The organism is Sanguibacteroides justesenii, from assembly GCF_003204205.1.
Lineage (GTDB): Bacteria > Bacteroidota > Bacteroidia > Bacteroidales > Marinifilaceae > Gabonibacter > Gabonibacter massiliensis.
Genome location: NZ_QJPL01000001.1, coordinates 110,372 through 133,384, shown reverse-complemented (window position 1 = coordinate 133,384; position 23,013 = coordinate 110,372). Strand labels below are relative to the sequence as shown.

General features: G+C 42.8%; 15 protein-coding genes. 2 read left to right on the top strand and 13 right to left on the bottom strand.

Translation table 11 applies throughout. The features are described 5' to 3' along the window. Window positions 1-80: 80 nt before the first annotated feature. Complete coding sequence (locus DMB45_RS00580; RefSeq protein ID WP_041503963.1) at window positions 81-1,358, bottom strand: cysteate synthase; 1,278 nt, start codon at window positions 1,356-1,358, stop codon at window positions 81-83. A gap of 374 nt (window positions 1,359-1,732) precedes the next feature. On the opposite strand from DMB45_RS00580, the gene dnaK reads away from it, so the two are divergent. Further along, a complete protein-coding gene (dnaK, locus tag DMB45_RS00575; RefSeq protein ID WP_041504098.1) occupies window positions 1,733-3,646 on the top strand; it encodes a molecular chaperone DnaK in 1,914 nt (637 codons plus the stop codon). Between the two features lie 253 nt (window positions 3,647-3,899). Here the strand turns inward: dnaK and lpxA are convergent, their stop codons facing one another. From lpxA to DMB45_RS00540, 6 genes are all read right to left on the bottom strand, one after another. After that, window positions 3,900-4,679 carry an acyl-ACP--UDP-N-acetylglucosamine O-acyltransferase gene (gene lpxA / locus DMB45_RS00565; protein ID WP_041503964.1) on the bottom strand — a complete coding sequence of 260 codons (780 nt, stop codon included), beginning with the start codon at window positions 4,677-4,679 and terminating at the stop codon, window positions 3,900-3,902. A gap of 16 nt (window positions 4,680-4,695) precedes the next feature. Further along, complete coding sequence (locus tag DMB45_RS00560; RefSeq protein ID WP_041503965.1) at window positions 4,696-6,081, bottom strand: TolC family protein; 1,386 nt, start codon at window positions 6,079-6,081, stop codon at window positions 4,696-4,698. A gap of 9 nt (window positions 6,082-6,090) precedes the next feature. Beyond that, a complete protein-coding gene (locus tag DMB45_RS00555; protein WP_041503966.1) occupies window positions 6,091-9,264 on the bottom strand; it encodes an efflux RND transporter permease subunit in 3,174 nt (1,057 codons plus the stop codon). A 32-nt stretch (window positions 9,265-9,296) separates the two neighbouring features. Beyond that, window positions 9,297-10,424 carry an efflux RND transporter periplasmic adaptor subunit gene (locus tag DMB45_RS00550; protein ID WP_235375093.1) on the bottom strand — a complete coding sequence of 376 codons (1,128 nt, stop codon included), beginning with the start codon at window positions 10,422-10,424 and terminating at the stop codon, window positions 9,297-9,299. Window positions 10,425-10,885: 461 nt separating this feature from the next. Then, on the bottom strand, window positions 10,886-11,476 hold the full coding sequence (locus tag DMB45_RS00545; RefSeq protein WP_236684956.1) for a hypothetical protein: 591 nt from the start codon (window positions 11,474-11,476) through the stop codon (window positions 10,886-10,888). A 125-nt stretch (window positions 11,477-11,601) separates the two neighbouring features. Beyond that, window positions 11,602-12,177, bottom strand: a complete 576-nt coding sequence (locus tag DMB45_RS00540; RefSeq protein ID WP_041503967.1) for a thymidine kinase — start codon at window positions 12,175-12,177, stop codon at window positions 11,602-11,604. Window positions 12,178-12,413: 236 nt separating this feature from the next. On the opposite strand from DMB45_RS00540, the gene DMB45_RS00535 reads away from it, so the two are divergent. Further along, complete coding sequence (locus tag DMB45_RS00535; protein ID WP_041503968.1) at window positions 12,414-13,403, top strand: MBL fold metallo-hydrolase; 990 nt, start codon at window positions 12,414-12,416, stop codon at window positions 13,401-13,403. A 311-nt stretch (window positions 13,404-13,714) separates the two neighbouring features. Here the strand turns inward: DMB45_RS00535 and DMB45_RS00530 are convergent, their stop codons facing one another. The 6 genes from DMB45_RS00530 to dacB form a co-directional block, all read right to left on the bottom strand. Further along, window positions 13,715-14,521, bottom strand: a complete 807-nt coding sequence (locus tag DMB45_RS00530; protein ID WP_041503969.1) for a zinc-binding metallopeptidase — start codon at window positions 14,519-14,521, stop codon at window positions 13,715-13,717. Window positions 14,522-14,526: 5 nt separating this feature from the next. After that, window positions 14,527-16,005 carry a RagB/SusD family nutrient uptake outer membrane protein gene (locus DMB45_RS00525; protein ID WP_059025876.1) on the bottom strand — a complete coding sequence of 493 codons (1,479 nt, stop codon included), beginning with the start codon at window positions 16,003-16,005 and terminating at the stop codon, window positions 14,527-14,529. 139 nt (window positions 16,006-16,144) lie between these two features. Continuing rightward, complete coding sequence (locus DMB45_RS00520) at window positions 16,145-19,618, bottom strand: SusC/RagA family TonB-linked outer membrane protein (protein WP_041503971.1); 3,474 nt, start codon at window positions 19,616-19,618, stop codon at window positions 16,145-16,147. Between the two features lie 134 nt (window positions 19,619-19,752). After that, a complete protein-coding gene (locus tag DMB45_RS00515; protein ID WP_041503972.1) occupies window positions 19,753-20,904 on the bottom strand; it encodes a FecR family protein in 1,152 nt (383 codons plus the stop codon). A 101-nt stretch (window positions 20,905-21,005) separates the two neighbouring features. Further along, a complete protein-coding gene (locus DMB45_RS00510) occupies window positions 21,006-21,575 on the bottom strand; it encodes an RNA polymerase sigma-70 factor (RefSeq protein WP_041503973.1) in 570 nt (189 codons plus the stop codon). Between the two features lie 55 nt (window positions 21,576-21,630). Continuing rightward, window positions 21,631-23,010 carry a D-alanyl-D-alanine carboxypeptidase/D-alanyl-D-alanine endopeptidase gene (dacB, locus tag DMB45_RS00505; protein ID WP_110688358.1) on the bottom strand — a complete coding sequence of 460 codons (1,380 nt, stop codon included), beginning with the start codon at window positions 23,008-23,010 and terminating at the stop codon, window positions 21,631-21,633. Between the last annotated feature and the right edge of the window lie 3 nt (window positions 23,011-23,013).

Genomic DNA, 23,013 nt, shown 5'->3' with positions numbered 1-23,013 from the left:
AAAATTATAAAAAAAAAGATATTCAAAAAAGACCTCTTTTGAATATCTTTTAATGTATTTACAGACAATATCTTATTCCTTTAAAACAGCAATTCGGATACCCTCTTTTTTACATCGGAAGCATCCGCATCAATCGGGAAAACGATATCGGGCTTTTGCAAAACAAGCGCATGCTCCTGCTTGTAACGTCCGATTCCTCCCCCCGTAATATTCAACATTATGACAGCTTCGTTCTCCACTCTCCTGTCACGCACGGCTTGAATCAAAGTTGCCGTAGCCACCGCTGCCGCAGGTTCTATATCGATTCCTTCCAATTTCTCAAAAATGGCTTTTGCCTCAAAAGCTTCTTCATTGGATGCCAACAATACATCTCCGCCCGTCGCTTTTAAAGCATCGTATAAACCACCCTTTAAAGAGTAAGGGGGTTTTCTGTTGGAAAGTACCTTAGCGCACATCTCCTCCACCTGTCCGCGAGCAACGTTTTCATCCAAAGGTAACATGTCCCGGGAGTCCGCCCTCCAAGCATCATATATGGGAGTGAACGGAATATTCTGGGAAACCATCAACTTCATCAGATTTTTTCCGAAACGACCGTCTCTTATAAATCTTTTGTTCGCTTCCCAAGCAGCGATAGCACCGGTTCCACTACCTACCGCTTGAAAATAGTAATCGGGGATCCTACCGATTTCCAACACGGCAGAGAGTACGGTAGTTCCCATACCGTCGCGACGAGCAACATTCTTAGCTCCCCCTTCCGGATAAAAATCCTCCAACTCACAAACAATATTAGAGAGACGTATTGAATCGAAATAATCACTTCCCGATTCCGTGCAGATCAATTTAACGCAACTATTCCACGGTTTATCCGCCCAAATAGCATCCAAATTATCCTCAGGTACACACAAAAGCAAAGGGATATGGTTGTCGGAACACACTCGACCGAAAGCACGAGCCGTATTTCCGGCAGAAGCCACAACCATCACCTTTCCCCCGTTCCGATTCGTTCGAGCGCAAACAGCATAAGCCTCACACTCTTTAAAAGAACCGGTATTCATCTGTGCTCCTTTTTCCGGCCAATAACCGTTAAACGTAATATAAAGATTCGATAACCCCAAGTATTCGGCCAACCCTTCGCTCCGATAGGTCACGGGAGCTCCGGAACCATCCAAAGTCCGACAAATCGGTAACCAATTAGCGTATTTATAGATACCCGGCAGATCACTCCTCACCTCCAATTGATTCTTCGCGTAATTAGCAAAAATTAAAGCAGCTCCGTCTTTATGCGGACAATCCAACTCCCATTGTTTGTCCTCGAACGTCGTTCCGCAGCATGATGATTCCAATTGATAACGTGTCATAGTTTTTTACCCATGAATTAGTATATTTCTTTCCGTGTACAAAATTAAAGCATTTCAATACTTTAAAATAGGGTATAAATACCACTTTTTTCGATTTTTTCCGGTTATAGTGACGAATAACAAAAACAGATTTGCCGAATCGTGTCAAAATTTTAGTAAAAGCAGGAACAAAATGTCTCGATTCGAGTTTTTAATGTGACGATATGGCAGGAAATATGACATGCAAAATAGAATTAAGAAAACAATTTTATGAAAAATAGTGACTTTTAGAAGATGGCACAACGTTTGATAAAAGATAGATGTTCTTTGAAACTATTCAAAGTGATGATACGATAAACCAAATACGAAATAATAACATTAATAATATTATAATTATGGGAAAGATAATTGGTATAGACTTAGGAACCACGAACTCCTGCGTTGCAGTGATGGAAGGTAACGAACCGGTGGTAATACCTAATAGTGAAGGTAGAAGAACGACTCCCTCTATTGTAGCATTTGTTGACAACGGAGAGAGAAAAGTTGGAGATCCTGCAAAACGTCAAGCAATCACAAACCCGACGAAAACGATATATTCTATCAAACGTTTTATGGGTGAAACCTATGATCAGGTAGAAAAAGAGATTCAACGTGTCACGTATAAAGTGGTAAGAGGCGATAACAACACGCCGCGTGTTGAAATCGGCGACCGCAAATACTCCCCGCAAGAGATTTCAGCCATGATTCTTCAAAAAATGAAGAAAACGGCAGAAGACTATTTAGGTCAGGAAGTAAACGAAGCCGTCATTACCGTACCGGCCTATTTTAATGACGCTCAGCGTCAAGCCACGAAAGAAGCCGGAGAGATTGCCGGATTGAACGTGAGACGTATCATTAACGAACCGACGGCTGCCGCCTTGGCTTATGGCTTGGATAAACAAGATAAGGATATGAAGATTGCCGTTTTCGACTTGGGAGGCGGTACCTTTGATATCTCTATCCTGGAATTGGGGGACGGCGTGTTTGAAGTGAAATCAACCGACGGTGACACTCACTTAGGTGGCGACGATTTCGATGATGTCATCATCAACTGGTTGGCCGATGAGTTCAAGAAAGACGAGGGCGTTGACATCCGAAAAGACCCGATGGCACACCAACGTCTAAAAGAAGCCGCAGAAAAGGCAAAAATCGAATTATCAAGTTCGACTTCAACGGAAATCAATTTGCCGTATATATTCCCGGTTGACGGAATTCCAAAGCACTTGGTAAGAACCCTAACAAGAGCTCAATTCGAACAATTGACAGATCATTTGATCCAAGCAACCATCGACCCCTGCCGTAGAGCATTGAAAAATGCCAACATGACAGCATCCGATATCAGCGAAGTGATCCTGGTAGGAGGTTCGACCCGTATACCAGCCGTACAGAAAAAAGTTGAGGAATTTTTCGGTAAAGCTCCGTCCAAAGGAGTGAATCCGGACGAGGTCGTTGCCGTAGGTGCGGCAATTCAGGGAGGTGTATTAACCGGAGAGGTTAAAGACGTGTTATTGCTGGACGTAACCCCGCTTTCATTAGGTATCGAAACCTTAGGTGGAGTAATGACTAAATTGATCGAAGCCAATACCACGATCCCGACCAAAAAATCGGAGGTATTCTCCACGGCAGCCGATAACCAACCGTCAGTAGAGATTCATGTATTGCAAGGAGAACGTGCTATGGCTAAAGACAACAAAACCATCGGCCGTTTCCACCTGGACGGACTACCACCAGCCCCGCGCGGAATACCGCAAATCGAAGTTAGTTTCGATATCGACGCCAACGGTATATTAAAGGTATCCGCCAAGGATAAAGCTACCGGAAAAGAACAATCTATCCGTATCGAAGCATCCTCCGGCCTGTCCGAAAGCGACATTAAGAAAATGAAAGATGAAGCTGCTGCCAATGCAGAAGCGGACAAAAAAGAGAAAGAACGTATCGATACCATCAATAAAGCCGATAGTATGATCTTCCAAACCGAAAAACAATTGAAAGAGTTTGGCGATAAGCTACCCGCTGATAAAAAACAACCGATCGAGGCTGCTTTACAAAAACTGAAAGATGCGCACAAAGCACAGGATATAGCTGCAATCAACTCTTCTATAGATGAATTGAACAACGTATTCCAGGCTGCATCCCAAGAGATGTACAATGCTCAGCAACAAGCCGGAGCGCAAGGACAGCAAGGTGCTCCTCACACGGAACAACAAGCCCCGAATAACGGTGGAAAAGATCAGGAAGTAACTGATGTAGACTTCGAGGAAGTAAAATAAAGCTTAAATAAAGTTTCACCATTTAAAATCCCACGGTAACTTTCATTTACCGTGGGATTTTTATTACCGGCCTATCTTTCTTCTACCTGTCCTTTTCCGTGCCCAAACGGAGATCCGCACACGGAAGCCGGACAGTTATGGTTCCGATAGAAATCGTATAGGTATTCCCGTGAAGAAAAATCTGTCGTTGCAACTCCTAACGCATCGAAAATGCTAAAGAGTTGCAACAACATAAAAAATTCATCCCGTTGCATTATAGGGTAACCCCTATAATACCTTTCGAAGATTGCTCTATAAAATCCAATATGTACTGTATTTCCGGACCGATCGTTATCATTCTTCGTATTTGATTCAAAGCATTTTCAAGACTGGTCCCGCATTGGTATATCTGACGATAAGCTTTAGCGATATCATCGATGGTAGCCTCCGACAATTTACCCTCTCTCGCCAAAAGAATGGCATTGATACCGTAATAGGTAATCGGATTATGAGCCGCTACGATAAAAGGCGGTACATCCTTATTGGCACGACATCCGTCCCGTACAAGGCTCCAGCTTCCGATATGACACCCGTGCTTTATAATAACCCCGCTACCCAATATCGCACAATCGTCTACGATACAATTTCCGGCCGTTTTCGTGCCGTTTCCTAAAATACAATTATTCCCGATATGAGTATCATGAGCCAGATGCACGCCTTCCAAAAGAAAATTGCCATCCCCGACGATCGTACAATCCGTCGGGTAAGTTCCTCTATTGATGATCACCTTTTCCCGAATCGTATTATTATTTCCTATTTTCAAAATCGTATCCTCCCCTTTAAATTTAAAATCCTGAGGGGTGGCTCCGATAATAGCTCCCTGGTACACGGTATTATTCGTCCCCATTCGGGTTCCGCTTAAAATGCTGACATAAGGCATAACGGTACAACCGTCACCGATCTCAACATCTTTATCTATGTATGCAAACGGATGTATGGTAACATCATTCCCGATTTTCGCACGCGAATCGACATAAGCTAATGGACTAATCATAGTATTGTATTTTAAGTTAGTTTGTTCTTCCTCCGCCTAAAGCATGATAAAGATTCACGACTGCCTGCATACGTTGAAACTGATCGGAAACCTCCGAAAGTTGAGCGTTCAATAACGATTGCAGAGCGGTTAACACTTCCAAATAGGTCGAAGTCCCGAACGTCAGTAATTCTTGTGTATATTCCACTGATTTTTCAAGAGATAAGATCTGCTTGCTTCGATGAACCATCTTTTGTTCAGCCGTCGCGTATAAATTAAGGGCATCGCTCACCTCACCCCCCGCGTTCAATAAGGCCTGTTCGAAACTAAGCTTCGCCTCTTCCTGTTGAGCCTTGGCTATTCTTAAACGAGCAACATTAGCTCCCCGGTAAAACAGGGGTTGTGTAAGCGAACCTATTGCAGAAGCTATCATTTTCCCCGGATTCACGATGACACTTCCCGCCTGATTCGTCCACCCCAACGTTCCGCTGACGGATAGTTGAGGATAAAAAGCGGAACGAGCTTCGTTAAGATTATAATAAGTACCCGCAAGGGCCATCTCGGCAGCTTTTACGTCAGGACGATTGGACAAAAGCTGAATAGGGACTCCGGCATTCAACAAAGCCGGTAACTGCTGATTATCTATTTTCCCCCGTTCTATACGCTGAGGAGCCTGCCGCAATAAGAGAGACAATGAATTCTCCGTTTCTCGGATTTGATTCTTTAAATCCGCAATGGAAACAAGGATCATATAATAATTAGCTTCACTTTGAACAATTCCCGCCTCATTAACAACGGCTGCCTCCTTCAAGGCTTTCATGGTCTCCGTATTCTTCCTCCATAAGACAGCAGTCTCCTCCGTGATCGCCAATTGCTTATCAAGCATAAGCAACATGTAATAATAATTAGCGACGGCTGCTATGACCTGAGTCCGTACCGCTTGTTTATAGGCTTCGCTTTGCATAAGGGCCGCCTTAGCCGCACGCTTCGTGTTTAGCATTTTTCCGAAAAGATCAATTTCCCAACTTGCTGTCACCGGTAACGACCACGTCCAATTACCGCGATTTTTATCGAAACTGCTCACTCCTCCCTGCGGAGATAAACCCAAAGAGGGAAAATAAGCCAAACGGGAAGTCATCAAGCTCGCCTCCGCCTCTTTCACTCTCAGCATGGCCGTTTGTAAATCCGTATTTCTCTCCAATCCCATACGGATAAGAGTTTGTAATTGAGGATCAATAAAAACCTGATCCCACGGTAAATTCCCCATATTCGTCGTATCGGACACCAACGTATCGTTAACCGCAACCGGATCCCGGTATAACCCTCGAGTATCCACTTCGGGACGAGTATACTTTTTATATATGTTGCAACTACTTAAAAGAGCCGCAATACATAACGGATAGATTATGATCTGTATTTTCATTTTATTTCACTATTTCGTATATTGTTCGATTTCAGATTCAATTTCCGTGTTATCCAAATCATGCCACTCTATCGGCTTAATTTTCTCCTGCAAATATTCAAAAGCCACAAATAAAGCAGGTACAATAAATACCTGGAAAATCATACCGATAAACATACCGCCGATCGCCCCCGTACCTAACGTACTGTTTCCGTTAGCTCCTACTCCATGTGCAAACATCAACGGCAACAATCCGATCACCATGGCCAAAGAGGTCATCAAAATAGGACGTAAACGAGCCGAAGCCCCGGATATCGCCGCATCCACGATACTCATTCCGGTTTTACGACGATCAAGCGCAAATTCCGTGATCAGGATGGCATTCTTAGCCAAAAGACCGATCAACATGATCAACGCAATCTGCATGTAAATATTATTTTCTACCCCCATCATATGAGCAAAAATAAAACTGCCCATCAGGCCGGACGGCACGGAAAGCAAAACGACCAAGGGCAATATATAACTCTCGTACTGTGCACTTAGCAATAGGTATACGAATACGAAACACAAGATAAAGATCATAGCCGTAGTACCGCTACTACTATTTTGTTCCTCCCGCGTCATACCGGAAAACTCGTATCCATACCCCGTGGGAAGTACCTGGGCCGCGACCTCTTCAATAGCCTTAATGGCCTGTCCTGAACTGTATCCATCAGCAGGAGCTCCGTTCACGCTCATAGAGGTAAACATATTGAACCGTTTGATATTATCCGGACCATATACCTTGTTCAAGGTCATGAACTGAGTAATCGGAGCCATCTCGTTACCGTTGCGCACCTTCACTCCCTGCAAGGATTCCGGATTGATACGGTATTTAGGGTCGGCCTGGATCATAACTCGATATAATTTTCCGAAACGATTAAAATTCGAAGCATAAATACCTCCGTAATACCCCTGTAAAGTTACTAAAATATCGTTCGGACTAATACCGGCCTGTTTACACTTGGCCGCATCTATATCTATCATGTACTGGGGAAACGTCGGATTAAAAGAGGTCTGTGCCGTAGCAATTTCAGGTCGTTCTACCAACTTAGCCAGAAAATCCTGTGCCACGGAATAGAACGTATTCAAATCTCCACCTGTCTTATCTTGCAAGTTAAACTCAAAACCGTTTGTAACACTATATCCGGGAATCATAGGAGGAGCAAATAGAAGAACCCGCGCATCCTTTACTGTCGCTTTCGCTTGCATATAAAGCGTACCGATAAGCGTATTGATATCCTGCCCTTTGGTACGCTCGTCCCAATCTTTCAATTTTATAATGAATGTCCCGTAAGAATTACCTTGTCCTGCCAAAAAGCTATAACCGGTAACCTGTGTCCGTCCTTTTACGGCTGGATTAACGGCAATCAGACTATCGACCTGTTGCATGGCATACAAAGTCCTCTCTTGTGCCGTACCTGGTGCCATATCTACAACGGCAAATATCGTACCGGTATCTTCATTCGGAACCAATCCCGTCGGAGTAATATTCATCAAAAAGATCAACAAAACGACTGACGCGATAACCGCTCCAAACGACAAGACCTTCCGATGAATGAAAAATTTCACTCCTTTTTCATACTTTTTCAAGGTCATATCATAAGCCGCATTGAAAGCTAAATGAAAACGATCCACCAAAGAGATCTTTCTCTTTTTTCCGTCCTTGTCATGCGGTTTTAAAAACATGGCACACAAAGCCGGACTCAACGTCAAGGCGTTGACGGCAGACAATCCGATCGCTATCGCCATTGTTAAACCGAATTGACGATAAAAAGTACCGGAAGTTCCCGTCATAAAGCTCACCGGAATGAACACGGACATCATAACCAAAGTAATCGATACAATAGCCCCGCCCAATTCACTCATAGCGTCGATAGAAGCTAAACGGGCGGATTTATATCCCTGATCCAATTTGGCATGCACTCCCTCTACCACCACGATGGCATCATCCACCACAATAGCGATAGCCAAAAGTAAAGCACACAAGGTCAAAAGATTAACACTGAATCCTATCAAATAAAGTCCAAAGAAAGTTCCGAGCAAGGCCACGGGAATGGCAATAGCGGGAATCAACGTCGAACGAAAATCCTGCAAGAAAACATATACCACGAGGAATACCAACACGAAAGCCTCTATCAACGTCTTGAGCACCTCACGAATGGAAGCGAACAAGAAATCATTGGCATCCAATAATACCTCCACCTTCACTCCGGGAGGAAGTGTATTATCAATCCTACCCAGATAGTCCTTTATATCGTTGATAATTGTCGTAGCATTAGAACCCGCCGTTTGGAAAATAATAGCAGTCACACCCGGATGCCCGTTTACATTATTATTAAAACCATACGTCAAACGTCCCAATTCGATATTAGCGACGTCCTTCAATCTTAAAATTTCCCCGTTGGAAGTGGCGCGTACAACAATGTCCCCGAATTCTTCCGCAGTTTGCAAACGTCCCTTGTATCTCATTACATACTGGAAGGACTGGTCTCCTTGCTCTCCGAATTGTCCGGGTGCAGCCTCTATATTTTGCTCCGCCAAAGCCGCAGAGATATCGGCAGGCATTAACTTATATTGAGCCATCACCTCCGGCTTCAACCAGATACGCATAGAGTAATCCGTACCCATCACCATGGCGTCACCCACGCCGGGAATACGCTTAATCTCCGGAATAACATTGATATTCATATAGTTCTCCAGAAATTCATTGTCGTACTTATCATCGGAACTATAAAAAGCAAAACCCAACAACATACTGGTCTGACGCTTTTGCGTGACGACACCGACCTTCGTAACCTCGGAAGGCAGGAATCCTTGAGCCTTGGTAACACGGTTCTGAACATTTACGGCAGCCATGTCCGGATTCGTTCCTTGCTTAAAATAGACCTCAATCGAAGCATCTCCGGTATTCGTTGCAGTAGAGGTCATATACATCATATCTTCCACTCCGTTGATTTGTTCTTCCAAAGGAGCAATAACACTATTCAATACGGTCTGAGCATTCGCACCGGTATAAGAGGTATTTACCCGAATGGTCGGAGGAGCAATATCCGGATACTGTGAAACCGGCAAAGATACCAAACCCAATCCTCCCAGTATAACGATTAAAATGGAAATAACCGTCGAAAGCACAGGGCGGTTTATAAATTTATCTAACTTCATCTTTTCGTTTATTACAGATTAATCTTAACGCCCTAATTTTGTTTCGGTCGAGTCATAGCTTTCAACTTCGCAGCCGATTCTTCCAAAGTAATCGGTTTGATTTGCATTCCGTCTCTCAGTGTTCCAACCCCTTCGGCTACAATCTTATCACCGGGCTTTAAACCGGAAGTTACAACAAAGTTTTTCCCATCATTCAATTTAAATACTTCTATCTCCGTATTCTTCAACTTAGCATCCTCCTGCAAAACATACACGAATCTTTTATCTTGAATTTCATAAGTTGTTTTTTGAGGAATAACAAGTGCATTCTTCAAAGTCGAAGGAATAACCACAGAACCCGTTCCTCCGCTTCTCAACAAATGCCGGGGATTACGAAAGGCCGCACGTACACTCACGGCACCTGTGGTCCGATCTATTACCCCGCTAATGGTTTCTATTCTTCCTTGCTCGGAATAAAGCGAACCGTCAGCCAAGGTCAAAGAAACCAATGGCATCCGTTCTAAAATTTCCTTAGAGGAACCGTCTTGCCGAATCAGATCTAATAACTCTTTCTCCGTCATTGAAAAATAAACATACATCTCCGAAATATCCGATACCGTCGTCAAAGGCGTAGCCGATGTGGGACTAACCAAAGCACCCACCCGAAAAGGGATACTCCCCATAACCCCATCGACAGGACTCACCACTTTCGTATATGAAAGATTTTTTTCCGCATTGACTAATTGTGCCTCTGCCTGTGTTAACGCTGCTTTTTGCGAAGCTAAGGCGTTTTCCGCCATCTGGTAATCATAGCTACTGATAATATTTTTCCTGGCCAACTCCCTTTTATTATCGGCTGTCAACTGAGCCGTAGCCACGCCCGCTTCAGCCACGCTTACGGCAGCACGAGCTACATTTACCGCTTCCTCGTATTGCACGGGATCGATAATAAACAACGTCTGCCCTTTTCGCACGTTCGCTCCCTCGTCTATACATAATTTCGTAATAAATCCGCTGACATTCGGACGAATCTCAACATCTTGCCGTCCCCGAATAGTCGCCGGATAGGAAGAGGTCAACACGACATCCTGAGGCTCTACCGTTATTACGGCGTAATCCGGTACGGCTTGCTGACCTGATTGCTGTTTATTATTACAAGCAAAAAAAGTGATTCCCAACATCATCCAAATAACTTGTCGGGAAAAAATAATCATTAATCTCTGCATTTTCATATATTATATTTTATATAATTAAATTTTCTCTTCCAAGGTACAGGGTATAGACAAACACCATACCAAACAAAACAATAAGAAAATTGTTTTTATGCCGCTCAGGTAAAAAAAATCTTAATTACAGATACAATCATCGATAAGAACCTCTGCCCCTCAGAAACTCAGGAATACTCCGATTCCTATCCCCCCATAAAACTCCCCAAAATTAACAAATTTATTCGGACATGCATATCCTGCACATGATTTTAATCTTAATTTATAAAGCAAAAAAAAATAGCAAAGTAGGGTGAGGATAGATCTATCCTCACCCTACTTTACTAAAAATTCGTAACTGAAATCAACTTGCTACCCGATTCTCTCTTTCTCCTCGGTTCTTACCTTTTCTACCGGGAGCTACGAGTCACAACCGGTCACACGGTCAAATTTCTATATATAACCGCAATACATCCCAATAAAGTCACCATGTAGATCAAAAATAGAATAAATGCCAAGATTCCTCCTATAAAAGGAATAAAAGCAAAAACAACAAGAAGTATATAAAACGCAAGTCCCAAAACAAAATGAATACCAAATATGGTCCATTTATAACCATAAGTTGCCTGATTACTACGTATCATCGCCTCTCCCGGAGCAACTCCCTTGTCTAATAAGATATAAACGGCAAGAGACCAACCGATGGAAATAACAATTCCCGGAATAACGACAAAAAAGAGAGCCGGGATGATGGCAAGCGACATCAATCCGATCAAGGTAAAGAATTCACCCATATATTTCCGGTATTTGGCCTCAAAAATAAACAGGGGAGAGATCATCTCTCCTTTGCTCAAAGCGACAGGAATGGTCATGATAGCGATGGTTGTTCCCACATTCAAATAGGGGATCCAAATGGTCAAAATCCACAAAAATACGGCAGCAATTAAGGATAACGTATTCTTCAAACCGATACCGACACCCTCTCGGAGTACGCCAAAAACAGTAATTCTTCTGATTATTTCCATCATTTCACAGATTAAGATTAATAAATAAAAACATCACACACGATTTGTATCTTTCTCTCAAATATATACAATTATTTAATTATATCACGGTTGTATGAAATAAATAATCCCGATCGTAATTCACCCCTTCATTCTTTCTCCTTTTCCATGCTCTTATTAAAGCAATGCCGACAAATAGGCTCATAAGTATCTTGTTCTCCCAACATCACCAAGCTATCATTCGGTGTCAATCGATGGGAATGATTGGCCAAATTTCCACAGCGGACACATATGGCATGTACTTTTGTTACATATTCAGCAATAGCCATCAGTTGAGGCATAGGTCCGAAGGGATTGCCTTGAAAATCCATATCCAATCCGGCAACGATCACCCTTACGCCATGATCCGCCAACTCCTTGCATACGGACACGATATTAACATCAAAAAACTGGGCTTCATCGATTCCAACCACATCCACATCTCCCGTCAACAAAAGAATATTACCGGAAGAATCTACAGGTGTTGACCGAATTGTGTTGGCATCGTGCGACACGACATCTTCTACAGAGTAACGGACATCCAGCTGGGGTTTAAAAATCTCTACCCGTTGGTTCGCGAACTTAGCCCGCTTCAATCGACGGATCAACTCCTCTGTCTTCCCCGAAAACATTGATCCGCATATTACCTCTATCCATCCTGCCCGATTAGCACTTTCCAAAAACATATTCACCACTTTTACATCTGCAAAGGTATAAAAAAAACGAAGAGGAAGTACGGTCCACGTGCTTTTACCCTATCTTCCCCATTCATCATCGTACTCTTCGCTTTTACATCTCCTTTCATTACTTTTTATTACCAAATTAACATAACCATAACATTATCAATAGATTTTTTAGCAGAAAAATTCCTTCTGTTTTTCCCGATAAACGTATCTTTGTAACAGAATATCGGAATGGAACTATGAGTCAACCTATCTCTTTTCGTCGGAATGAAGCATTAACTACTATTAGGCAAGAATGGAAAGGAAATCCCGTCGTCAAAGGAAAATTTATCAACCAGCAACACCATGTAAAACACGGAATAGGTAGTGTTTTAAAGTGGAGACTCTCTCCTAATCCACAGAGGAAAGAAAAACGAAGAGAAAAGTGGAATCCCGAAATAAGATTTCTTCACTCTTTGGAAAACATAAAAGGAGATGCTTTGGTTTGGCTGGGACACAACTCGTTTTTCATGCAGTTCGGAGGCAAAAAATTGCTCTTCGATCCCGTTTTCGGTCATATTCCTTTTGTTCGCAGACGAAGCAACCTACCGGTTAACCCCCGAATCTTCAAAGACATCGATTACCTGCTGATAAGTCACGATCACTTCGATCACTTGGATAAAAAAAGTATCGCTCTTCTGTTTTCCAATAATTCCCGGATGAAGGTTTTTTGCGGTTTGGGTGTGGGAGAGCTTCTCCGATCCTGGTTCCCTTCTATTCAGGTTATCGAAGCCGGATGGTATCAACAAATAGAAGACAACGGTCTTAAAATAACCTTTCTCCCTGCCCAACATTGGGGCAAACGCTCCTTCGCTGACGGAGGACAACGCCTATGGGGAGCTTTTATGTTAGAAAAAAACGGACTTTCACTATATTATAGCGGAGACACGGGATATGCCAAACACTTTTCCGAAATCAAGGAACTATTCGGTTCTCCGGACTATGCCTTGTTAGGAATCGGTGCCTACAAACCCCGCTGGTTTATGCAACCCAACCACATCTCTCCCCATGACTCTATCAAAGCAGCCACGGAAATGGGAGCCAAAACAACCATTCCCATGCATTACGGCACTTTTGACCTATCCGACGAACCGCTAAGCGACCCGCCTAAAGTTTTCGCAGAAGAAGCTCAAAAACACAAGGTAAACATCTATATCCCCGTCCTCGGCGAAATAGTTCCCCTAAAATAATCCACAGGGAAGGGTGCAATGTGCTATTTTCACAAACGCCGAATAATATTCAATCCTACTCCCTTAACCCGGACAAGCTACTGTTGACCGCCACCCGGATATTGCTTCATTTTTTTTCCGTTCGCGCACAGAAAACTCCATTCACTTTTTCCCTTTAATTTTTTATTCAACGATTCCCGCACTTCCCGCTCCGGCAACCTACGATTTCGATCGATACCTCAATAGGGCAGGCAAAAAATATCACGCCCGGGTTTTAGCATGTTCATTCAATGCTAAACGAAGGCGTGATATTATTTCAATCTAAGAGAGCTTTAGTTTTTCCAGTGAAATGCTTCCAAATCGATATTGAAGTTATCCTTGAAATATTGAACCAGATAAGCGTATTTTTTCTTGATCAGCGGATACTGGTCACATAAAGCCGTGGCCTCTTCTTTCGTGGTTCCGGCAAACCAGCCCACGTATTTATAAAAATCCTGCTCTTTCGAGGGTTGCAACCGACTGTTACGCCAAATATAACCCCGTTCCCACATCAATTTGTCGTTGGTTATGACTTCCGCCTCGTAAGTACTCACCGAGTAAAACTCCTCGGGCAACACCGTGGTTTTGGCAATCAAACCGCTCGCCACACATTCGTGCAATTCCTGCATGGCCGCTTTCAACTTCGTCTTTGCCGGGAAAGACTTCGATCCCGCACCTCCCCAGATGTAGCTATTAACTCCTATAAGACCGTAACGTTGCGTCTTTTTATTCTTCGTTTCCCATAAGGTGTCTGTCAAATAAATGCGGTACGGTAAAAACTCTTTCAACATCTCATCCGTGTACTTCACCAACACCTTCTCCTGTACAAAATCCAATAATTTTTCCGCGTAGTCGGCATTTTCCGGAAAAGAATAGACATAATTATAATAAGAGTCCCAGTTCCAGTTTATCTCTGCATTCGTATACGAACAAGCAATAAATGTATCGTACTTCTTGTAGAAATCGGCAATCTTTTTATCCAATGAGGTCGAACTTGAGATTTCCGGTTCCACGTTAAAATCCAATTCGGGCTTAATATCGTCTTCCGAACAGGCGTAGCACATAAAAAACGCCATCAACAGGTATATCATCTTTTTCATCGCTATTACATTTTACTTTCAACAGATTTTCTTTCAGGACGATTATTCAATTGTATCGCCGTGTTATATTCACGTTCTTTACGAGGGATCTCCAACACGTATCCGGCATCCCCCTGTTCTAAAATAAAGGTTTCCTCCAATCCGCCGTTACTGATCAAAACATGTTTCAATTCGGGCATTCCCTGACGCCTCAGATCCCACCAACGATGAGTCTCTTCAAAACATAATTCCTTCCGCCGTTCAACCCTGATATCTTCCAACAACGAAGCTGCCGTATAATCACTCTCCTGTTTATCCGTGTAATCCTGAATACGATTTTGCCTTAACTCGTTCAACAACTCTACGGCCCGTTTCAGATTCGGTTCCTGTTTATCCAACACGTATGCCTCCGCCAAATTCAAATATACCTCCGCAACTCGCCAAGCCTCTCCTTTCCCTTGAGAAGGAGTACGGGCATATTTGATCGGTTCGAACTGATATTTCGCCACATTAAAAAATGCTTTCACCCGTAAGTCCTTATCCATATCGTATAATTTTAACAAAGCGTCGTCGGCAAACTGGGATACCTGGAAGAAGGGACCTGCATTAGCCCCGGAAATAGTGTATATATACCTGTACGAAGTCGAAACGCTACCGAAATTAAACAACACTTCCGGATTCTTGGTCGGACTGATAAAAGAGAAAGAAGATTCTCCAAAAGCGATATCTCCAGCCGTCAAATCGTATAACTTGGAAGACAATTTCAACAATTCTTCTCCGTATTTCTTCACCCCGGCCCAATCCTCTTGGAACAAGGCAATCCGGGAAGCCAGAATCAAAGCCGCCTCGTACGAAACCTCAAACTTGTTATCCGGCGCGGAAGCCTTACCAAATAACTCCAACGCCCTTGCCATATCATCGTTAATCAATCGGTATACCTCGGCTATCGGCTTCCGGTAAAGACGATCCAGCGAAGGCTTGGTTTCCAACCATATACAAACACCCGGATCTGTGTTTACCGTCTCTTTATTATAAGGTTTCGCGTACCAATTTACCAGGCAGAAATAATTATAGGCCCGTAAGACCAAGGCCTGGGCTACCAACAGGTTGATATCTTCCTGTCCCCCTTTCATCTTCTCCATATCGTTAATAATCAGATTACAACCCAATATATTCTTATACCGGGCCGGGTAAGCCCCGTCGGTCTTACTCATCTCTTCTTCCAAATCCCGTTGCCAGGTGAAAACACCTTTATACTTGGCAACATCGGAAGTTTGGTCCTTGCTTTTATTTCCGACCCATATCTCCATATCGTCATCCATCAGTTTTATATAATCGGCATCACCCTGAAAGTTTTCCGGATACCCCTCTCCGATTAACAATTGCCGGTACTGTTCCACCGTCTCCGGAATCACCACGTCCTTATCCGAATACTCGAGAAAACTGTCGCATCCGGACAACATATAGAGAAGCACTATTCCTGTAAATACTATTTTATTTCTCATAATTTCATCATTTTGTGATACTTCAATAAATCTAATCTTTCAAAAAGTATTTATTTTCATTATCCATTCATTACATTTTTACTACCTTCCATCCGATCTCAGGTTCCTTCGTTTCCGCATGCTATCAAAAAACGACGGTTTAAAAAGTCAGGTTTAACCCCAAACTATAACTCGGTAATATCGGAATATTCGCTGTCGGTGTTTCCGGATCCAAATTATGCCACTCCTTCGGAGCCCAAACGGCTATATTATTTGCTTGAAAACGCACCGTCATCCCACGCAGATGCATCTTCTTCACGAAGTCGGAAGGCAACGTATAGCTCAGGGCTAATAAACGGAATCTTAAAAAATCGGTTTTGGCTACCCGGATATCACTCAAGTCATAAAATTCTTGAAACGTATACCCCACATCCGACCGATAATTAAATAGGGCTGGAATATTAGTAACCGCTTCATCTCCCTGTTTCTTCCAACGATTAGCAATTTCTTTCGTCACGTTTTCCGCGGGATCAAATACAGCTTTTTTGTCCCCGTACATCTTGGGCAAACGGGATTTACCTCCCAATTGGAACGAAAATCCCAAGGACAAATTAAAACCTTTATAGGAAACATAGGTATCAAAACCTCCTGTTACGTCCGGATTGAAATTACCCGATCTCACGAAAGTGGCATTATCATAGTCCACGCTATAAGATTCGTTGCCCTCTTTATCTAAAAATAACGGATACCCGTTTTCCTCGCTTAATCGCACAAAATCAATCGAATAAAATGTTCCGATAGCTGTTCCCTCCGTGGTAATATTACCTTTGATCATATCTTTTCCCATCTCTTTTTCCGTCGCCTCGGGATATTGAGACTTTATAATTTTATTTTCGTTATGAGCTGCATTGGCTCTAAAGGTCCATTGCAAACCGTTATGTTTAACGATATCCACGGATATAGCTCCCTCGAAACCTTTATTCTCCATAATTCCGGAATTAATCGTCAGATAATTACGTCCGGTTGCCATTGAGACTTCTTTATTCATCAACAGATCCTCACTTCTCTTGTTGTAATACTCCAACGTGGCCGAGAACCTTCCTCCCAATCCGAATTCCAACCCCACGTTAACCGATTTTGTTTTTTCCCATCGCAGATCGGGATTCGGTAACTGTTTTAGGGTAGCATATCTCAATTGAGTCAGATCCTGACGCCCCTGCAATTGTATAATCAAGTCCGGAGAAGAATTGTCTCCGATATTTCCCTGAACACCGTAAGAAGCCCTTAATGCCAAGTAATCCACCCATTCAACATTTTTCATAAATTGCTCCTCGTTCACGTTCCATCTTCCGGATACAGACCAGACAGGCAAAAAACGATATTTCGGGTTTGTTCCGAATTTATTAGAACCGTCGGAGCGAATGTTGGCATTAAAAATATAACGATTCTCGTAAGAGTAGTCGACAGAACCTATAAAAGAAGCAATTCGTGTTTCCCGGTCCGTAATCACGGCCGGCGCATTTCTCCCCACCAGTTCCCGAATCTTATCGTTATCCAGATTCGGCCAAGTCACCCGATCACCGCCTTCATTATCGTACCCGTACACGATAGCCGAATGTCCTTTATACTCTTTCATCGTGATTTCCTGAATAAACAATCCCCGAAGAACATGTTTATTATTAAAAACACGCTTGTATTCCAATCCGTTCTGTACCAGAATCGTATGGCCATTAGTGTAGCCATAAGACAATTCTCCACCGTAGGGCAATTTCGATTTTTCCTCTTCCCGGCTCAAAGGAGGGAAGAAACCAAGATCATATCCACGGATATCGGCAATATAATAAGAACGCTCGGTAGCGATACTCTCCGTTCGTGCGTTCGAGGTGGCAAAAGCAAAAAGTCCCCTGTACTTCAAACCCTTATATAAATCAATATCCAAATTCAATTGGAGCTTCAACTCCTCCGAATGTCCTTTCGAACCGGTTTCAGCCAACTCGTTCAGTACATTGTAGGATCTCGGTTTTTCCGTGGTTCCCCGATTATAATAGCATAAACTTCCGTCTTCGTTATACGGAGAAAGTACTCTGGAAGCATGGTAAGCATAATCTTGCGGGTTAACTTGATAAAATCCATTGTTGTCCGATACGGAACCGGACATCTTAAATGTCGTATGCAACCAAGGAGCGATATCGCTCGTGATTTTCAACATGGCCGTGTACCGTTCACTATCGGAACCAATAGCTGCCCCTTTACTATTGTTATAACCCAACGAAACATAATACCGTCCATGTTCTCCTCCTCCGGCAATACTTAAACTGTAATCCTGATACAGGGAATTACGGAACAGAATATCAAACCAATCGGTATTACGAGTTTCCAGTACTTTAGCCTGTTTTTCAAATTCCCGAGGAGTAATTTTCTTATCATACAGATCCATCACCAATCCTTCATAGCCCATCCGCCGGGGTACATTATAATACTCTAACCCGTCAGCAAGGATTTCCTGGGATAACCGTACTCTTTCTTGTGAATTCATTAAATTTAACCGACGATAAGAAGGCCTTTGATTTACAGAATAGTTCGCGTTGAAATTAACGGATGGCTTTCCGCTTTTTCCCGCCTTCGTGGTAATAGCGATCACACCATTGGCTGCCTGAACACCATAAATAGCGGTAGCCGAAGCGTCCTTCAACACGTTTATACTTTCAATATCCTGCGGATTCAATCCGGCAATCCCGTTTCCGATCAAATATTCGGCATCAGGACCGTTGATATCGGACACGTTAAAAGGCAAAGCACTTTCCTGAATAACACCGTCGACAACCCAAATCGGAGCCTTCGTTCCGTTGATTGTCGAAGTACCGCGTATACGGATCTTCGGCGTTGCACTCGGCTCTCCCGAAGTCAAGGTCACCGACATTCCCGCAACCTTCCCCTGCAACATCTGGTCGATCGTCATAGCACCGGCAACCACCACATCTTCAGCTTTCAACGTGACTATAGAACTGGCCAACTCCCGCTTACTGAACTTTTGATAACCTGTCGTGACGACCACCTCTTCCATTGTTTGAATATCTTCTTCCATCTTAATCAGATACTCTTCTTTATTTTTCTCCAATTTCACATACTGTGTCTTCATCCCGATAAAAGAAACGACGATGGTGTCCACTTTACCCGTAAATTCCAAGGTAAATAACCCCTTCGTATCCGTTGCCGTTCCCAAGGAGGTTCCTTTCAGACGGATGGTCACGCCGGGTAAGGGAAGTCCTTTCGTATCGACAACCTTCCCCTTGATAACCTCTTTGTTTTCGTCCGAGATCCAGCCTTTCTCCCCTTTACGCTGCAATACAACCACATCGTTAATGATTTTGTATTCCAAATTAAAAGAAGGCAAAACCTTATCCAACACGGCCTTTACTTCTTCGTTCGTAATATCGAGAGAAATCTTTTCTTTCCCTTTCACGACAACCGAATTATAAAGGAATTGCATACCTGTCTGACTCTTCACCGCCGAAATAAACTCCTCCAACGTCGCTTGTTCCAATTTCAAAGACACTTTAGTTTGGGAATATACCCCAGCAGAAAGATTCAAACTAAACAAGAACAGAAAGACAGCACTTAGTTTCATAGTCATCCAAGTCTTTTTTTTACACTTAATAAGGCATGTTAACCTTAACAATGGTACTTTTTCCATACTTTTGCAACATATTAGTTATTAATATACTCTAACACGGATAACAAATTTCCTACGTCTGGTATCCGTGTTTTTTATTGATACAGAATCACCGTATTTCCACTTATCCTATATTTCAACTCACCCGTACCTTCCAGTAATTGGAGAAAAGAATTTATCGTATCGTATCGTTTGAGGTTACCCGTAAAACGCACCTCTTTCAAGTGATGCGATTGATAAAAAACAGTCACATCATACCATCTCTGCAACGTTTTCATAATATCTTCCAATTTCTGATCTTTAAACACGTACAAACCGTCTTTCCACCCTACATACTCGTCTACATTCACTTTTCGACATGCCACCTCTCCCGTCGGAGAAGCCATTACCTGCTCGCCCGGTTCAATCGCGAGTGAATCCCCATATCCGATATAAGCCACTTTTCCGCGAACCAATGTCGTCATCATCTTCTCTTCCGGATAAGCAGTAATCCCGAATGCGGTACCCAAGACCCTCACATCTCCCAACTTGGAATGCACGATAAAAGGCCGTTTATCCTTCTTTATGTCAAAATAAGCCTCTCCTTCTATATATATTTCCCGTTTACCCTCTCCGAAACGAACGGGGTATTTCAGTTTGCTTTCCGCATTAATCCAAATACAAGAACCATCTTCCAACGCCACGTAGCATTCCGCTCCCGCAGGTACGATCAATTCATCGTATTCGATTGCATCCGTAATCGTATCCAATGAAACATAAGTTAATTTCCCGGCTTCATACTGGATTTTCGTTCCTCCCCGCTCCTCTATTTTTCCCTCTTTATCCAACACGATCTCATTCGCCCGCTTCTCTCCCAATTTCAAATAGGCCTTAGCTATTCCCGGGCGGATAACCGTATTTTCAGCATACCGTAGTTGTTTTTCCTCCTGCCTATTTAACCATAGCCCTGTCCCGATTCCCAACAATATGAAGACAGTTGCAGCAACAGAACAGCGTAACAACCGTTTTCGCAACATTAATCTCTTTATCTGCCGTTGCTCGAATTTCCGGAAAGCTTTTTCTGGCGAATATAACCTATACTTTGCCAACTCCTCTTCTACATAAACATCGTCGGATATATCCGTAAATACCCGATATAAAAAAGGATTTTCCATCAACTTATCGAACTCTTCCCGTTCTTTTACAGTTAATTTTCCGGAAAACGCTTTCCGAAACAAAAAAACAATCCGTTGAAATTCATCGCCCATTTTCCTATATTCATTTTATATAGAAAATGCACGAACCGACTTTTGGTATGACAAAAAAGATGATTTTTTACTAATATTTTAGAAAAACGCCCGGTATTATCTTATACATAATAGGTTAGCAGAATAAAAAAAACGGAATCTTTCAATTTTTCCCGCAAAAATTTAAAACTCCTGTTTTTTTGAGTTTTCACCGTGTGTATCGTGATCCCCAACTGGTCAGCGATCTCCTGCCCGGAGAACCCCTTAATACTGAGTAACATAATTTTCCGTCTGTCTTCAGGCAACTCATTAATATAACGATACAATTGCCTGAGTAATTCCTCGCGTACCGTATCGGCAAAAACCTCCTCTGAAAATTCTTCCTGGCATTCCCGTAACATTTGCCGTAAATGCTGTTCTTTACACTTCAAACTTCGAATATGCATCATGGCCTGATTATAAACAGCCCGATACAGATAAAAGGTAAAATCGCCCACCTGTTCAAACTTTCTATCCGATCGCCAAACGTTACACAACACCTCCTGCACCAAATCTTCTGAAACAACTACATCTTTAATCAACCGGTTCGCATAGGCACATAAAGCCGCATAATAAGAGACATAGACACTTTTCCATGCCTTCACGTCTTTCTCATTAACACCTTGAAGAATCTGTTCCGGATTTATAGACATAACACATCATCACAGAGTAAAAACCATGATAAACAAAAGTAAATATTAAATCGGATTACTCCAAACCTTTGCTCGTATCCACCAAAAAATTCCGAACGGCCTCCTGCAGCTCCTTCGGAGTACAAGTATAATGATTAATCAGTACGGTAAAAGCCAGTTCCTGCCCGTTTCTTGTTTTCAAAAATCCGGAAAGGGTGCGCACACCGGTAAAGGAACCGGTTTTTGCTCGCAGGTTATTCCGCAAAACAGGATGATCGGCATAAATAACCAGTCCGCCATCCACTCCCCCTTCAGGCAAAGAAGCCCAGAAAGACTTTCCCAAATGCAGACGGCTCCATAACAAAAGATCGGTAAACACTTCCGCGGGAACAGCATTTTGCATAGAGAGCCCGGAAGCATCTTTTAAAATAATTCCGGCCGTATCAATCGCCATTCCCGCTAAACGCTCCTTTACCTCCTGTTCGAAACGGTCAGAACTGACCAACTTACCTAAAGCTTCCGCAAATAAATTTATGCTCCTCTTATTCGTGTAAAAAACAATCTCTTCTACGGTCGGAGAGATAAAAGTATGCAGAGGATGCACGGAATCTCCGGATACGGACGTATCGCTTATTGCTATTCCCTGTCGTCTCAACCGTCTCTTCAACTCATCACAAAAGGTTTCAGCAGGGCGATGCATGGCTCCCTTCACTTCAAAGGAAGAAGATTTCGCGGTGATACTTCCTTTTAACAATAGTTTCCCCGTGTAAGGACCGCCATAAATCCAAACCTCCTCTTTTTTCAGATCGGAAACCGTTACCCGATTTACAAATTCCACATTTATCGAAGGAACTACAGAAATAATTTTTGCCATTCCCGCAGTTCTTTCCGGTCTCAACGTAACAGTATATAAATTGTCCCGATAATTAAAAGAATGATAAAGCGCCCCGTAATAATTGGCTATATCTTCCCATAACCAAGACCCCGGAATTTCCACTCGAGCCTGTTCACGAATGACAACTGTCCCCTCTATCCGATGGATCCCCAATATCTTTATGGCTTGAATAAGCGTATCCATAAAACGTCGGGCAGGGAAGTAACGGGAATCCAAACAAGGATCTCCTCCCGCCTCAATCACAATATTTCCTTTCAGAATCCCATTCGCTAACTCTCCCGTATAGGTGACGGGGGTAGAAAAAGTATAGGCCGGACCCACCTTTTGCAAACTCAGAGCCGTACAGAACAACTTTGTAACAGAGGCAGGTATTAAGGCTGTTTCCGAACGATATGCACTTATGATTTTTTGATCGCCCACCCGCTTTACAGATATTCCGATAGCAGCATGCTTTAAACCGGGTGTAGAGAGTAATTTTTGCAATGCACTATCGACCTGAGCCGAAAGCGGAAAAACGATCAGCCCGCAAAATAATAAAGTATATAAAATCCGTTTCGGCATCCC

What these genes read in the sequence shown, in the direction of transcription:
- DMB45_RS00535 (WP_041503968.1), top strand. Translation starts at nt 12,414, where the DNA reads ATGAGTCAACCTATCTCTTTTCGTCGGAATGAAGCATTAACTACTATT.
- DMB45_RS00515 (WP_041503972.1), bottom strand. Translation starts at nt 20,904, where the DNA reads ATGGGCGATGAATTTCAACGGATTGTTTTTTTGTTTCGGAAAGCGTTT.
- lpxA (WP_041503964.1), bottom strand. Translation starts at nt 4,679, where the DNA reads ATGATTAGTCCATTAGCTTATGTCGATTCGCGTGCGAAAATCGGGAAT.
- DMB45_RS00560 (WP_041503965.1), bottom strand. Translation starts at nt 6,081, where the DNA reads ATGAAAATACAGATCATAATCTATCCGTTATGTATTGCGGCTCTTTTA.
- DMB45_RS00545 (WP_236684956.1), bottom strand. Translation starts at nt 11,476, where the DNA reads ATGATGGAAATAATCAGAAGAATTACTGTTTTTGGCGTACTCCGAGAG.
- DMB45_RS00510 (WP_041503973.1), bottom strand. Translation starts at nt 21,575, where the DNA reads ATGTCTATAAATCCGGAACAGATTCTTCAAGGTGTTAATGAGAAAGAC.
- DMB45_RS00520 (WP_041503971.1), bottom strand. Translation starts at nt 19,618, where the DNA reads ATGACTATGAAACTAAGTGCTGTCTTTCTGTTCTTGTTTAGTTTGAAT.
- DMB45_RS00530 (WP_041503969.1), bottom strand. Translation starts at nt 14,521, where the DNA reads ATGAAAAAGATGATATACCTGTTGATGGCGTTTTTTATGTGCTACGCC.
- DMB45_RS00580 (WP_041503963.1), bottom strand. Translation starts at nt 1,358, where the DNA reads ATGACACGTTATCAATTGGAATCATCATGCTGCGGAACGACGTTCGAG.
- DMB45_RS00540 (WP_041503967.1), bottom strand. Translation starts at nt 12,177, where the DNA reads ATGTTTTTGGAAAGTGCTAATCGGGCAGGATGGATAGAGGTAATATGC.
- DMB45_RS00525 (WP_059025876.1), bottom strand. Translation starts at nt 16,005, where the DNA reads ATGAGAAATAAAATAGTATTTACAGGAATAGTGCTTCTCTATATGTTG.
- DMB45_RS00555 (WP_041503966.1), bottom strand. Translation starts at nt 9,264, where the DNA reads ATGAAGTTAGATAAATTTATAAACCGCCCTGTGCTTTCGACGGTTATT.
- dnaK (WP_041504098.1), top strand. Translation starts at nt 1,733, where the DNA reads ATGGGAAAGATAATTGGTATAGACTTAGGAACCACGAACTCCTGCGTT.
- DMB45_RS00550 (WP_235375093.1), bottom strand. Translation starts at nt 10,424, where the DNA reads ATGTTGGGAATCACTTTTTTTGCTTGTAATAATAAACAGCAATCAGGT.
- dacB (WP_110688358.1), bottom strand. Translation starts at nt 23,010, where the DNA reads ATGCCGAAACGGATTTTATATACTTTATTATTTTGCGGGCTGATCGTT.